The sequence below is a fragment of the Caulobacter sp. GW821-FHT10E02 genome, from assembly GCF_059415225.1.
In genome coordinates, this window is record NZ_JBWKMV010000004.1 from 22,853 (window position 1) to 36,699 (window position 13,847).

Genomic DNA, 13,847 nt, shown 5'->3' on the forward strand with positions numbered 1-13,847 from the left:
GCTTTCCGCTGACCTAAGGTCCGCTTGCCGGTCCGGATAACGCTGATACGCTCCTGAACAACGATAAGTCAGGAGGGTGGAATGTCGCTCAAGCTCCCGAAGGCCTGCGTCATCGGCGCGGGCTGCAGCGGCTTCACCACGATCAAGCGGCTGAAGGACTACGGTGTCCCCTACGACTGCTTCGAGATGTCCGACGAGATCGGCGGCAACTGGTACTTCAAGAACCCCAACGGCATGTCGGCCTGCTACGAGAGCCTGCATATCGACACCAGCAAGTGGCGGCTGGCGTTCGAGGACTTCCCCGTGCCGAAGGACTGGCCGGACTTCCCGCACCACGCGCAGCTGTTCCAGTACTTCAAGGACTATGTCGACCACTTCGGCCTGCGCGAGACGATCACCTTCAACACGCGGGTCGAAAGCGCCAGGCGCACCGACGAGGGCCTGTGGTCGGTGACGCTGTCGACCGGCGAGACGCGGCTCTACGACGTGCTGTTCGTCTGCAACGGCCACCACTGGGACCCGCGCGTGCCGGAGTATCCGGGCGAGTTCGACGGCCCGGCCTTCCACGCCCACGCCTATTCCGACCCGTTCGATCCCGTCGACATGCGCGGCAAGAACGTCGTGGTGGTCGGCATGGGCAACTCGGCCATGGACATCGCCAGCGAGCTCTCGCAGCGGCCGATCGCGAAAAACCTGTGGGTCTCGGCCCGGCGCGGGGTGTGGGTGTTCCCCAAGTACCTGAACGGCAAGCCGGCCGACAAATCCGCCATGCCGGCCTGGATGCCGCGCAAGCTTGGCCTGTCCCTCGCCCGCTCGGTGATCAAGAAGACCATCGGCAAGATGGAGGACTACGGCCTGCCCAAGCCCGACCACGAGCCGCTGGAGGCCCACCCGTCGGTCTCGGGCGAGTTCCTGACCCGCGCCGGCTGCGGCGACATCAAGTTCAAGCCGGCGATCAAGGCGCTGGAGGGCAAGCGCGTGCGCTTCGCCGACGACACCGTCGAGGACGTCGACGCCATCGTCTTCGCGACCGGCTACAAGATCAGCTTCCCGTTCTTCGACGACCCGGCCCTGCTGCCCGACGCCGACCACCGCCTGCCGCTGTTCAAGCGGATGATGAAGCCGGGCGTGCCGAACCTCTTCTTCATGGGCCTGGCCCAGCCCCTGCCGACCCTGGTGAACTTCGCCGAGCAGCAGGCCAAGCTGGCGGCGGCCTATCTGGCGGGGAAGTACGCGCCGCCGAGCGAGGCCGAGATGATCCGGATCACCGCCAAGGACGAGGAGCGCCACACGGGGCAGTTCTACGACTCCGCTCGCCACACGATCCAGGTCGACTTCAACGTCTACTGCGCCGACCTGAAGAAGGAGATCGCCAAGGGCGAAGCGCGGGCGAAAGCGGCCGGCGGACGGTTGCCAGTCGCCGCCCTGGCTGAGATCAAGACGGAGCCGCTGCTGGCCAGTTGAGAGTTCCCGATGCCCAAGATCACCTTCGACAAGGCCACCCGCACGCAGCTGGCCGGCGCTCTGTCCGACTATCTGCGGACCGAGCTGGACCTGGAGGTGAAGGGCTTCGACGCCGAGTTCCTGCTGGACTTCATCAGCGAACGGCTGGGCCCGCACTACTACAACCAGGGCCTCCAGGACGCGCAGGAGCTGTTCCGGACCAAGTTCGAGGCGGTGCTGGAGGCGGTCTACGAGATCGAGCAGCCGATCAAGTCCTGACCTCCCCCAGCGTCAACATTGACGCCCCTCCCAACGGGTTCATCATCGGTGAACAACGATAAGTCGCCCTGCCACGGCAGGCGACGGGAGGAAGCTCGATGGCCGATGGCTCCGCCGCCTTCGCCTTGCCCAAGGTCTGCGTCATCGGCGCGGGCTCTTCGGGCATCGCCACCTGCAAGCAACTGCACGAAGCCGGTATCCCGTTCGACTGCTTCGAGGCCTCGGACCGGGTCGGCGGCAACTGGGTGTTCCAGAACACCAACGGCATGAGCAGCGCCTACCGCTCGCTGCACATCAACACCAGCCGGGACAAGATGGCCTATTCGGACTTCCCGATGCCGGCCGACTATCCGGACTATCCGCACCACAGCCACATCGCCACGTACTTCGACAGTTATGTCGACCACTTCGGCTTCCGCGACCGGATCACCTTCCAGTGCGCGGTGACCTGGGCCAAGCGGCGCGAGGACGGCCTGTGGGAGATCACCCTGGAGACCGGCGAGAAGCGGCTCTACGACGCCCTCTGCGTCGCCAACGGCCACCACTGGGACCCGCGCTGGCCCGAGCCCAAGCCGCCCGGCAAGTTCGACGGGCTGGAGATGCACAGCCACTACTATATCGACCCCGCCACGCCCCACGACCTGCGCGGCAAGAAGGTGGTGATCGTCGGCTTCGGCAATTCGGCGCTGGACCTAGCCTGCGAGCTGGGCCGGCGCGAAAATACAGACGGGGTCTATCTGTCGGTCCGCCGCGGCTACTGGGTGGTGCCGCGCTATTTCGGCTCCGACGTGCTGGACTTCTTCAACAACCACCCGAGCCAAGACCCGCCGCTGATGGCGCGCCTGCTGCCCGGCAAGATGGTCGCCAAGGCCATCGAGAAGAAGATCGCCGCCGTGCACGGCCGTCCCGAGGACCACGGTCTGCCGAAGCCCGACCACGACTTCGGCGCCTCCCACCCGGCCATCAGCCACGAGCTCTACAACCGCATCGGCTCGGGCGACGTGACCATCAAGCCCGACATCGAGCGGTTCGACGGCAAGCAGGTGTTCTTCAAGGACGGCTCATCCGTCGAGGCCGACGCGGTGATCTGGTGCACCGGCTACAAGATCACCTTCCCGTTCTTCGACAAGCTGACCATCGACGCGCCCGACAACGACATCGCCCTGTGGAAGCGGATGATCGACCCGCGCTTCGACAACCTGTTCATGGTCGCCCTGGTCCAGCCGCTGTGCGCCATGATGCCGATCGCCGAGGAGCAGTCGAAGCTGATCGCCGCCTACCTGACCGGCCGCTATGCGATACCCGATCCGGCGACCATGGCCCGCGAGCGCGACGCCATGCACCAGGGGGTGAAGTCGCACTATGTCGCCTCGGCCCGGCACACCATCCAGATCAATTGCGGGGAGTACGCCTTTGATCTGCGCAAGGAGCTCAAGCGCGGTGTGAAGCGGGCCAAAGCCGCCGGAAACCCGCTGCCGATTCAACCGCGAGCGGCGAAAGTCTTGCGTGTTGCCGCGGAGTAAGGCTGTGATCGTGACGGGGCGTCACGAACGTCCCGCTCCTGAGTCGCGGTCCATGTCGAACATCGCCTACTTCCCCAAGCCCCATATCGACCAGCGGCCGGGCAAGCGGGAACGCACCAAGACCGCTAACCGCCAGGCGATCCTGGACGCCGCGCGCGAGGTGTTCGGCGAGCTGGGCTACGACGCCGCCACGGTGCGCGACATCATCCGCCGCACGGGTTTGGCCTCGGGCACCTTCTACAACTACTACAAGTCCAAGGAGGAGGTGTTCGACGCCCTGGCCGACGACGGCGCGCGGCGCTTCCGGCCGCTCCTGCGCGCCGAGTCCGAGAAGGCGACCGACTTCGAGAGCTTCGTGCGCGGCGCGATCCTGGCCTATTTCAACTTCGTGGCCACCGAGCAGGAGAGCTGGCGCATCAACCGGCCGCCGGGCGAGCAGATTCCGCACGCTCGTCCCACGCCCGAGGTCACCGCCGTGTTCGACGAGGTCCGCCAAGCCTTCGCCCGGGTGCTGGAGCAGACCCATGCCCCGCCCGTCGACCTCGACTACCTGACCACCGCCTGCATCGCCGTGGCCCGCGAGATCGGCGACAAGATGCTGGAGCGGCGGCCGGTGGACACCCAGAGCGCGGCGGACTTCGCGGTCAAGCTGATCCTCGGTGGGCTGCCGGCACTGCCAAGACTGTAAGAACGACAACAACAAGAACGCAGAGAGTGGGGAGTTTTAAATGGCCTCGGACGCCGCCCAGAAGACCATCCTGAAGCTGATCCTGTCGCTGCCCAGCCCGGTCCTGCGGGCCATGTCGGGCGGCGGGGTCGTCTACAAGGGCGGCCGCACCCTGGACCCCCGCTTCCAGTTCTTCGCCCACGCGGCCAAGAAGATGCCGCCGATGAGCAGCGTGTTGCCCGCCGAGGCCGTCGCCGGCAGCGCCAAGGGCCTGGCCGCCGTCCAGGGGCCGCTGGAGCCGGGCGTGCGCACCGAGAGCCTGTCGATCGAAGGCCCGAACGGCCCGATCCCGGCCCGCGCCTATCGGCCCGAGAGCCAGGACAGTTCAGCGCCTCTGATCGTCTACGCCCACATGGGCGGCGGGGTGATCGGGGACCTTGAGACCTGCCACGCCTTCTGTTCGATCCTGGCCCGCATCGCCCGCACGGCGGTGATCTCGGTCGACTACCGCCTGGCCCCGGACCACAAGTTCCCGGCCGGGCTGGAGGACGTGCTGGCCGCCTATCGCTGGGCGCGCGAGAACGCTCCGCGCTTCGGCGCGGCGGCGGTCCCGCCGGCCATCGGCGGCGACAGCATGGGCGGCAACTTCGCCGCCATCATCGCCCAGGAGATGCAGCGCAAGGGCGAGCCGCAGCCGGCGCTCCAGCTGCTGATCTATCCCGCCGTGGACGTGGCCAGCGAGACAGCCTCGATGACCACCTATGCCGACGCCTATCCGCTGACCCGCGCGACCATGGACTGGTTCATGGGCCACTATATGGGCGCCGACGCCGACCCGGCCGATCCGCGCCTGTCGCCGGACAAGACCGCAGACTTGAGCGGCCTGGCCCCAGCCGTCATCGCCACCGCCGGCTTCGACCCGCTGGTCGACCAGGGCGAGGGCTACGCCAAGCGCCTGCAGGCGGCCGGCGTGCCGGTGCTCTATCGCTGCTACGACAGCCTGGCGCACGGGTTCACGGCCTTCACGGGCGCGATCCCGGCGGCCGACGGGGCGTGCCGCGAGATCGCGGGGCTGGTGCGGCAGGCGTTCGATCAGCGGACGGCCTGATGCGCGCCCTCGTCGTCGAGGACCTCGCGCCGGACTTCGCCGGCTGCGCGGTCCGCGAGGTCCCGACGCCGCAGCCTGGCCCCGGCGAGGTGCTGGTCCGCGTCCGCGCGGCCAGCGTCAACTTCCCCGACCTGCTGATGACGCGCGGCGAGTACCAGTTCAAACCGCCCCTGCCCTTCACGCCGGGCCTCGACATCGCCGGCGAGGTCGCCGCGCTCGGTGAGGGCGTGACCAGCCTGAAGGTCGGCGACGCCGTGGTCGGCGGGGCGCGGCTGGGCGGGTTCGCGGAGTATGCGGTGTTGTCGGCCGAGGCCTTGAAGCCCAAGTCCACGCGGCTGTCCTTCGCCGAAGCCGCCGCCTATGGCGCGGCCTATCTTACGGCCTATGTCGCCTTGGTCCGCCGCGCGCGGGTCGAGCCTGGCCAGTGGGTGCTGATCCATGGCGCAGCCGGCGGCGTGGGCCTGGCGGCGGTGGATCTGGCCAAGGCGCTGGGCGCGCGGGTGATCGCGGCTTCCGCCTCCGACGACAAGCTGGCGGCGGTGCAGGCGCTCTACGCCCCCGATGCGGTGGTCAACGTCACCAACGGCTTCCGTGAGCAGGTGAAGGCCATCACCGGCGGCCGTGGGGCCGACGTCATCTACGACCCCGTGGGCGGCGACGTGTTCGACGAGAGCGTCCGCTGCATCGCCTTCGACGGCCGGCTGCTGGTCATCGGCTTCACCTCGGGCCGCATCCCGAACGTCTCGGTCAACATGCCGCTGATCAAGGGCTTCTCGGTCATGGGTGTGCGGGCGGGGGAATACGGCCGGCAGTTTCCGGAGAAGGGCCGCGAGAACGGCGAGGCGATCTGGCGGATGGCGGATGAGGGAACGATCCGGCCGCATGTGCATGCCGAGCTGCCGCTGGAGCGGTGGCGGGAGGCGTTCGAGCTGCTGAGCGAGCGGAAGGTGGTGGGGAAGGCCGTGATTACGCCCTGAGCCATCCCCCTCCTCCGTTCTCCCCGGCGAACGCCGGGGTCCAGATCGAACCCACGGGCGCTGGACGGGCGGACAGGAACGCATCCCGGATCATCCCAAACCGCTCCGGATGAATCTGGGCCCCGGCGTTCGCCGGGGAAACGGGTATAGGGAGTTCGCGAGAAGGGGGCGGAGCAAACTTCCTAACCCTCTGAACCGACTCAGGTTGACATCCCTCGCCCGTTCTTTTATCCACCGCCCCTCACTCGCGGAGCCCTTGGCCTCGCGTCCAACGTTTATGCATTTCGGAGCCACGTCGTGAAGCGCACCTTCCAGCCGTCGAAGCTCGTGCGTGCCCGCCGTCACGGCTACCGCGCGCGTATGGCCACCAAGAACGGTCAAAAGATCGTCGCGCGTCGCCGCGCCAAGGGCCGCAAGCGCCTGACCGCCTAATTGTTCTTCCTCCTTCGGGAGGCGAGACCATGATCAAAGCCGCCTTTCCCACAGACCTGTTTTCAGGTTCTCGCCGGAAAGGCGGCTTTTTTCATGTCTGAGGTCCAGACAACCTTGAAGTTCGAGCGGCTGCGCAAGCGCCCCGACTTCCTGCTGGCGGCCAAGGCCCCGGCCCTGTCGCGCGGCGCGGTCTTCATCCAGATGCGCAAGCGGCCTGACGACGAAGACCCCACCGTCCGGGTCGGCTTCACGGCCACCAAGAAGATCGGCGGGGCCGTCGATCGCAACCGCGCCAAGCGCCGCCTGCGGGAGGCCGCCCGGCTGGTGCTACCCCTTCATGCGCGCCCTTCGCACGACTATGTGTTCATAGCGCGCGGAGGAACCACCGTGCGCGAATGGGGGCGTTTGCTTGACGACGTCAAAACCGCGCTGATAAGCCTCGCCGCCGAGTACGATCGCGGCGGAGCCAAGGTTCCCCAACGTCGCCCCGGCCAATCGTCTGAAGCCGCCTCTTCCCAACAACCCGATCCCACAGTTTCCGGTTAAGCGCTCCATGCAGAACGACAACAAAAACACGCTGATGTTCATCGTCAGCGCGTTCGTGATCCTGATCGGGTACCAGTTCTTCATCCTGGGTCCGCAGCAGAAGCGCGCCGAGATCGAGGCCCGCGCCAAGAAGGCCGCCGAGATCCAGGCCAAGGCCACGCCGGGCGTGACCCTGGACGCCAACGGCAATCCGGCCCCGCTGCGCCTGTCGCGCGACGCCGCCAAGGCCCAGAGCCCGCGCATCGTGGTCGACACCCCGGCCCTGTCGGGCTCGATCGCCCTGAAGGGCGGCCGCATCGACGACCTGTTCCTGCGCAAGTACGCCGAGACCATCGACAAGAACTCGCCGCCGGTCGAACTCTTCCGTCCGGAAGGGGCAGAGCACGCCTGGTTCGCCGATTTCGGCTGGGCCGGCGCCAACCTGCCGGGCCTGCCCGACAGCCGCACCGTCTGGACCGCCGCGCCGGGCCAGGTGCTGCGTCCCAACTCGCCCGTCACCCTGACCTATGACAACGGCCTGGGCCTGACCTTCACCCGTCTGATCGGCGTGGACGACCAGGCGATGTTCACCGTCACCGACAGCGTCAAGAACAACGGCACCAGCGCCTTCCAGCTGGCCCCCTACGCCACCGTCCAGCGCCAGGGCATCACCGATCACCTGGGCAAGACCCAGATCGTCCACGAGGGCGCCATCGGCGTGCTGGGCGCGGGCAAGGACCACGAGCTGAAGCTGTCCAAGTACGGCAAGTGGAAGAAGGACAAGCCGCTCGAGACCTTCGACTCGGTCGGCGGCTGGGCCGGCATCACCGACAAGTACTGGCTGGCGGCCCTGATCCCCAACCAGGACCAGACCATCAAGGCGCAGTACCGCGTCACGCAGGCGTCGGGCACCGACATCTATGACGTCAACATCGTTGGCCCGACCCAAGCCCTGAACCCGGGCGCGACCCTGATCCAGAAGACCCGCCTGTTCGCCGGCGCCAAGACCGTGCCGCTGCTGCGCAAGTACGAGTACGGCGCGACGACCCCGCCGGCCATCTGGGAGTTCTGGAGCAGCGCCAAGAGCGAAATCCCGCGCTTCGACGACGCCGTCGACTGGGGTATGTTCCGCTTCTTCACGCGCCCGATCTTCAACATCCTGGAGATCTTCTACAAGCTGGTCGGCAACTTCGGTCTGGCCATCATGGCCCTGACCGTCCTGCTCAAGCTCATCCTCTATCCGATGGCGGACAAGAGCTATGAGAGCATGGCCAAGATCAAGAAGATCTCCCCCGAGGTCGAGAAGCTGAAGGCCAAGCACAAGGACGATCCTGCGAAACAGCAGCAGGAGATGATGGCCCTGTACGCCAAGGAGAAGATCAACCCGATGATGGGCTGCCTGCCCATGCTGGTGCAGATCCCGGTCTTCTACTCGCTGTACAAGGTGCTGACCGTCACCATCGAAATGCGCCACGCGCCGTTCTTCGGCTGGATCCACGACCTGTCCTCGCGCGATCCGACGACGATCTTCAACCTGTTCGGCGCGATCCCCTGGGATCCGGCCCACGCCCCGCTGATCGGCGCCTTCCTGTCGACCACCCTGCACATCGGCGTCTGGCCGCTGCTGTACGGCTTCACCATGTGGCTGACCACGGCGATGAACCCGCCGGCGGGCGACCCGATGCAACAGCGGATCTTCCAGCTGTTCCCGATCGTCTTCACCTTCACCCTGTCGCAGTTCGCCGTGGGTCTGGTGATCTACTGGTGCTGGTCCAACATCCTGACCATCATCCAGCAGTACATCATCATGCGCCGCTACAAGGTCGAGAACCCGATCGACAAGATCATCGCCCGCATCCAGGGCAAACCTGCTAACGCCACCTGATGAGCGAAGAACCCAACCTTCCCGCCATCCTCCCAGGCGCGGCCGACTTCACCGAGGAACAGATCGAGACGGCGCGGGTGTTCTTCGCCCAACCCGTCGCGTTCATGATGGGCGCGGTGCGCATGGACCTCATGCCCGCGCCCGACCTGCCGGAAGTGGCCTTCGCCGGCCGCTCCAACGTCGGCAAGTCCAGCCTGATCAACGGCCTGGTGGGGCAGAAGTACCTGGCCCGCGCCTCGAACGAGCCGGGCCGCACGCGGGAGATCAACTTCTTCCTGCTGGCCGAGCAGGTGCGCCTGGTCGACTTGCCCGGCTACGGCTTCGCCCGCGTCTCGCGCTCGATCGCCGACAAGTTCCAGGACCTGGGCCGGGCCTATCTGCGCGGCCGCCCGAACCTCAAGCGCGTCTACGTGCTGATCGACGCCCGCCATGGCCTCAAGAAGGTCGACCTGGAGGCGCTGGACGCCCTGGATACGGCGGCGGTCTCGTACCAGATCGTCCTGACCAAGGCCGACAAGATCAAGCCGCACGAGGTCGACAAGGTCGTCGCCGAGACCCAGAAGGCCATCGCCAAGCGCGCCGCCGCCTTCCCGCGCGTGCTGGCCACCTCGTCCGAGAAGGGCCTGGGCATGCCCGAGCTGCGGGCCGAGATCGTCCGGCTCTGCATCGACGAATAAGAACCTGGCCGTGGAGCCATCCACAGCCTTTCGATCGCCATTAACCTCAAGCTAGGGTTCCATCGCCAGAACCCCCGCCTTCCCGTTTCCGTAGAAAAAGTCCGCCGCCCATGACCCGCCACGAACTCAAGACCTGGCCCAAATATTTCGCCGCCGTGCGCTCGGGCCAGAAGCGCTTCGAGATCCGTCGCAACGACCGCGAGTTCAAGGTCGGCGACATCCTGGTGCTGCGCGAGTTCGACCCGGAAGAGGACGCCTATACCGGCCAGACCGAAGAGCGCCAGATCACCTTCCTGCTGTCGGAAGAGGACTACGGCGTCATCCACGGCTTCGTGGCCATCGGCTTCGGTGAAGTGGCCCCGCATCCGGACGCCGCCGCCGAGGTCACCGTCGACAGCCTGGCCGAATGGCACGAGACCGCCGCCTCCAACGCCGCCCTGCGCGCCCAAGAAGCCCGCAAGGTCTCGGAGAGCTACACCAAGAGCAATATGAGCGTCGCCAGCGACCGCCACGGCGCCGTGGCCGACCTGGCCGCCGCCGAAGCCGGCTTCCACGCCGCCGCCGCCCGGATCGTCCGCAAGAGCTGATCCCCGAGCAGCAGACACAGAAAAGGCCGCCGAGGTTGCCCTCGGCGGCCTTTTCTTTGACCTGGATAAGACGCTTAGGCGGCTTCGCGGATCACCGTCGGGAACACGTCGTCCATGCGCAGATAGGTGATCAGGCGGTTTTCCATCGAGATGATGGCCTGGATGTAGCGCAGCTCTTCCACGCCGACGTCCGGGGCCGGCTGCAGGCTGTCGCGCGGCACGGTGAAGGTTTCCGACACGGCGTCGACCAGGATGCCGGCCAGGCGGTCCTGGCACTCGACGACCACGATGACGTGGCGGGTCTCGGGGATGGTGACGCCCAGGCCCAGGCGGTTGCGCAGGTCGATGACCGGCATGATCGCGCCGCGCAGGTTGATGACGCCGCGCATATAGGCCGGGGCGTGCGGGATCGGGGTGGCCGGGGTCCAGCCGCGGATTTCGCGGACCGTCTTCACGTCGATGCAGAATTCCTGCTCGCCGATGCAGAACGAGATCAGTTCCAGCGCGGGCGCGGTGTTGTCGGTCATGGCGGTATCCCCGGGTCGAATGGTGGCCCGAAGCGGCGTGTTCGACGCGCTTCCGTGGCTGGATGCCAGAAGAGCCCGAATGGCCTTTAACAACCGTTAAGGCTGAGCACGAAGGGGCGCGGTGCAATGTCGCGGGCCGAAAAAACTGTCATCCCGGCCGCAGCGAAGCGGAGAGCCGGGACCGCCACAGGCTCAGAGCTTCCGGCGGTCCCGGCTCGGCGCGCTTCGCGCTTGGCCGGGATGACAGATTTGGTTGCTAATGCTCTTCCGACAGGCCCTCGTCGCCCTCGTCGGAGAGGTTGAACTCGTACCAGATGCCGTTCAGCACGCCGAAGGCGACGGCCAGGCCCAGGCCCAGGATCCAGGTGAAGTACCACATGGGTCGTTCTCCTCAGTACAGGTCGGGGTTGGTGGTGAGGGCGCCGGTCGTGCTGCGGCCCCAGAGGACTTTGTAGACCCAGCTCGTGTAGATCAGGATCAGCGGCAGGAAGACCGACGTCACGATCAGCATGACGAACAGCGTCAGGTGGGTCGACGAGGCGTTCCAAACCGTCAGGCTGGAGCGCGGGTCGAAGCTGCTGGGCAGGATGAACGGGAACATCGACAGGCCCACGGTGGCGACGATGCCCACCGCCGAGGCAGACGAGCCGCCGAACGCCGCCCAAGCCTTGTTGAACCGCATGCCGTAGAGAGCCAGCGCCGCGCCGACGAAGCCCATGATCGGCGCGATCATCATCCAGCCGTGGCGGCCATAGTTGTCCAGCCAGGCGCCCGGAGCCCGCACGGCGGCAGCGCCGCGCAGCGGGTTGGAGGGGCCAGCCGCGTCGGCCAGGCCTTCGATCCGGAAGCCGAGCCCCCCGAACGCCACCCAGAAGCCGCCGGCCGCGAACAGCACGATGCTAGCCAGGCCCGCGATCTCGCCGATGCGGCGGGCGCGCTCGACGACCGGGCCGTCCTCGGCCTTGACCGTCAACCAGGCCGCGCCGTGCAGGACCAGCATCGACACCGACAGCAGGCCGCACAGCAGGGCGAATGGCGAGAACAGGCCGATGAAGGCGCCCTCGTAGAAGGACCGCAGGTCGCTATCCAGGCGGAAGGGCGCGCCTTGCAGCACATTGCCCATGGCCACGCCGAACACCAGCACCGGCACGAAGCCGCCGATGAACAGGCCCCAGTCCCAGAACGCCCGCCACTTCGCGCTCGGCCGCTTGGAGCGGTACTTGAAGCTGACCGGCCGCAGGATCATGGCGGCCAGCACCACGAACATGGCCAGATAGAAGCCCGAGAAGCTGATGGCGTAGGCGAACGGCCAGGCCGCGAACAGCCCCGCCCCGCCGACGATGAACCACACCTGGTTGCCTTCCCAGGTCGGGCCGACGGTGTTGATGACCATGCGGCGTTCGGCGTCGTCCTTGGCGACGAAGGGCAGCAGGGTCCCCACGCCCATGTCGAAGCCGTCGGTCAGGGTGAAGGCGATCAGGATGATGCCGATCAGGGCCCACCAGAGGACGCGAAGGGTGGCGTAGTCGATTGGGAGTTCCATCGTTCTGGTCTCCTTAGGCCACGGCCGGTTCGGGCTCGGCCGGTTCCCCGTCCGGGACGGGGTCGTGCTGGGCGAACGGGCCTTTCTTGATGGCGCGCAGGATCAGGCCGACCTCGACCACGGCCAGCGCGCCGTACAGCAGGGTGAAGATCGTGATGCTGGTCAGCAGCTGTGGCACCGAGAGGCTGGAGGCGCCCAGGAAAGTCGGCAGCACGCCGTCCACCGCCCAGGGCTGACGCCCGACCTCGGCCAGCACCCAGCCCAGCTCGGTCGAGATCCACGGCAGCGGGATGGCCGCCACGGCGATGACCAGGAACCACTTGGTGTCGTGCTTGCGCAGGGTGACCAGCACGAAGGCCGTGGCGAACATGGCGATCATCAGCACCCCGATCCCGGCCATGATCCGGAAGCTCCAGAACATCACCGGCACGTTGGGCACCGCGTCCCAGGCGGTCGTCTTGATCAGCGCGGGCGAGGCCTGGCGCGGATCGGCGACATAGCGCTTCAGCAACAGGGCGTAGCCCAGGTCGCGGCGATGCTGCTCGAAGGTGGCGCGGGCGGCGATGTTGTTCGGATCGACCTTCAGCGCCTCGACCGCGCCATAGGCGACGACGCCGCTCTCGATGCGGTCCTCGGCCTTGGCGACTAGCGAGAAGATGCCCTCCACCGGCTTGTCGAAGCTGCGGGTGGCGATCAGGCCCAGGACGTAGGGGATCTTGATCTCGGCGTGGGTCTTGCGCTCCTTCAGGTCCGGGATGCCGAAGGCGGTCAGGCCGGCGGGCGCGGCTTCGGTCTCCCACATGGCCTCCAGGGCCGCGAGCTTCATTTTCTGGTTGTCGGTCAGGGCGTAGCCGCTCTCGTCACCCAGCACGACGACCGACAGCGAGGACGCCAGGCCGAAGGCGGCGGCCACGGTCATCGACCGCTTGGCCACGCCGCTGTGCTTGCCCTTCAGCAGGTACCAGGCCGAGACGCCCAGCACGAACACCGAGGCGATGGTGTAGCCGGCGCTGACCGTGTGCACGAACTTGGCCTGGGCGACCGGGTTGAACAGCACGTCGCGGAAGCTGGAGACCTCCATGCGCATAGTGTCGGGGTTGAAGGCCGCGCCCATCGGGTTCTGCATCCAGCCGTTGGCGACCAGGATCCACAGGGCCGACAGGTTGGTGCCCAGGGCGACCATGAAGGTCACGAACAGGTGGCTGACGGGTTTCAGCTTGTCCCAGCCGAAGAACATCAGCCCGACGAAGGTGGCCTCCAGGAAGAAGGCCATCAGCCCTTCGATCGCCAGCGGGGCGCCGAAGATGTCGCCGACATAGTGCGAGTAGTAGGACCAGTTCATGCCGAACTGGAATTCCATGGTCAGGCCGGTGGCGACGCCCAGGGCGAAGTTGATGCCGAACATCACGCCCCAGAACCGGGTCGTGGTCCGCCAGATCGGCCGCTTGGTCATCACATAGACGCTCTCCATGATGACCAGCATGAAGCTCAGCCCGATCGTCAGGGGGACGAACAGGAAGTGGTATAGGGCGGTCAGCGCGAACTGGAGGCGCGACAGGTCGATGACGGCGGGGTCCATGGACAGCTCCGAGACGAACGGCCGATGATCACGCCGATCGAGGGCTCATCCCTAGACCACCGCAACCGCCCGGTCCTTGATCAGGATCAAGGCTT

15 protein-coding genes are annotated in these 13,847 nt (G+C 66.8%); 11 read left to right on the forward strand and 4 right to left on the reverse strand.

Annotated features, from left to right (window positions below; translation table 11 throughout):
* Positions 1-81 precede the first annotated feature (81 nt).
* The 11 genes from AC07NI_RS19910 to AC07NI_RS19960 all read left to right on the forward strand — a co-directional run bounded on the left by AC07NI_RS19910 (position 82) and on the right by AC07NI_RS19960 (position 10,103).
* On the forward strand, positions 82-1,464 hold the full coding sequence (locus AC07NI_RS19910; RefSeq protein ID WP_494622336.1) for a flavin-containing monooxygenase: 1,383 nt from the start codon (positions 82-84) through the stop codon (positions 1,462-1,464).
* A 9-nt stretch (positions 1,465-1,473) separates the two neighbouring features.
* Positions 1,474-1,722, forward strand: a complete 249-nt coding sequence (locus AC07NI_RS19915) for a DUF2164 domain-containing protein (RefSeq protein WP_494622338.1) — start codon at positions 1,474-1,476, stop codon at positions 1,720-1,722.
* Positions 1,723-1,820: 98 nt separating this feature from the next.
* Positions 1,821-3,245 carry a flavin-containing monooxygenase gene (locus AC07NI_RS19920; RefSeq protein WP_494622340.1) on the forward strand — a complete coding sequence of 475 codons (1,425 nt, stop codon included), beginning with the start codon at positions 1,821-1,823 and terminating at the stop codon, positions 3,243-3,245.
* A gap of 52 nt (positions 3,246-3,297) precedes the next feature.
* On the forward strand, positions 3,298-3,933 hold the full coding sequence (locus AC07NI_RS19925) for a TetR/AcrR family transcriptional regulator (RefSeq protein ID WP_494622342.1): 636 nt from the start codon (positions 3,298-3,300) through the stop codon (positions 3,931-3,933).
* Between the two features lie 40 nt (positions 3,934-3,973).
* A complete protein-coding gene (locus AC07NI_RS19930; RefSeq protein WP_494622344.1) occupies positions 3,974-5,020 on the forward strand; it encodes an alpha/beta hydrolase in 1,047 nt (348 codons plus the stop codon).
* On the forward strand, positions 5,020-5,997 hold the full coding sequence (locus AC07NI_RS19935; protein ID WP_494622346.1) for an NADPH:quinone oxidoreductase family protein: 978 nt from the start codon (positions 5,020-5,022) through the stop codon (positions 5,995-5,997). The genes AC07NI_RS19930 and AC07NI_RS19935 overlap by 1 nt, the downstream gene beginning before the upstream one ends.
* A 297-nt stretch (positions 5,998-6,294) precedes the next feature.
* Positions 6,295-6,429: a 50S ribosomal protein L34 gene (gene rpmH, locus AC07NI_RS19940; protein WP_012284717.1), complete on the forward strand. Its 135-nt coding sequence runs from the start codon at positions 6,295-6,297 to the stop codon at positions 6,427-6,429.
* A gap of 93 nt (positions 6,430-6,522) precedes the next feature.
* Complete coding sequence (rnpA, locus tag AC07NI_RS19945; protein ID WP_494622349.1) at positions 6,523-6,975, forward strand: ribonuclease P protein component; 453 nt, start codon at positions 6,523-6,525, stop codon at positions 6,973-6,975.
* 7 nt (positions 6,976-6,982) lie between these two features.
* Positions 6,983-8,839 carry a membrane protein insertase YidC gene (gene yidC / locus AC07NI_RS19950; protein ID WP_494622351.1) on the forward strand — a complete coding sequence of 619 codons (1,857 nt, stop codon included), beginning with the start codon at positions 6,983-6,985 and terminating at the stop codon, positions 8,837-8,839.
* On the forward strand, positions 8,839-9,516 hold the full coding sequence (gene yihA / locus AC07NI_RS19955; protein ID WP_494622352.1) for a ribosome biogenesis GTP-binding protein YihA/YsxC: 678 nt from the start codon (positions 8,839-8,841) through the stop codon (positions 9,514-9,516). Before yidC ends, yihA begins: the two co-directional genes overlap by 1 nt.
* Before the next feature lie 110 nt (positions 9,517-9,626).
* Positions 9,627-10,103 (forward strand): ASCH/PUA domain-containing protein, encoded by a 477-nt coding sequence (locus AC07NI_RS19960; RefSeq protein WP_494622354.1) that lies wholly within the window; start codon positions 9,627-9,629, stop codon positions 10,101-10,103.
* 74 nt (positions 10,104-10,177) lie between these two features.
* Here the strand turns inward: AC07NI_RS19960 and AC07NI_RS19965 are convergent, their stop codons facing one another.
* The 4 genes from AC07NI_RS19965 to AC07NI_RS19980 all read right to left on the reverse strand — a co-directional run bounded on the left by AC07NI_RS19965 (position 10,178) and on the right by AC07NI_RS19980 (position 13,752).
* Positions 10,178-10,630, reverse strand: coding sequence for a chemotaxis protein CheW (locus tag AC07NI_RS19965; RefSeq protein ID WP_454714141.1), 453 nt, complete (start codon positions 10,628-10,630; stop codon positions 10,178-10,180).
* A gap of 256 nt (positions 10,631-10,886) precedes the next feature.
* On the reverse strand, positions 10,887-11,009 hold the full coding sequence (gene cydX / locus AC07NI_RS19970) for a cytochrome bd-I oxidase subunit CydX (protein WP_494622356.1): 123 nt from the start codon (positions 11,007-11,009) through the stop codon (positions 10,887-10,889).
* 12 nt (positions 11,010-11,021) lie between these two features.
* Positions 11,022-12,173: a cytochrome d ubiquinol oxidase subunit II gene (cydB, locus tag AC07NI_RS19975; protein ID WP_494622358.1), complete on the reverse strand. Its 1,152-nt coding sequence runs from the start codon at positions 12,171-12,173 to the stop codon at positions 11,022-11,024.
* Positions 12,174-12,186: 13 nt separating this feature from the next.
* Positions 12,187-13,752, reverse strand: a complete 1,566-nt coding sequence (locus tag AC07NI_RS19980) for a cytochrome ubiquinol oxidase subunit I (RefSeq protein ID WP_494622360.1) — start codon at positions 13,750-13,752, stop codon at positions 12,187-12,189.
* Between the last annotated feature and the right edge of the window lie 95 nt (positions 13,753-13,847).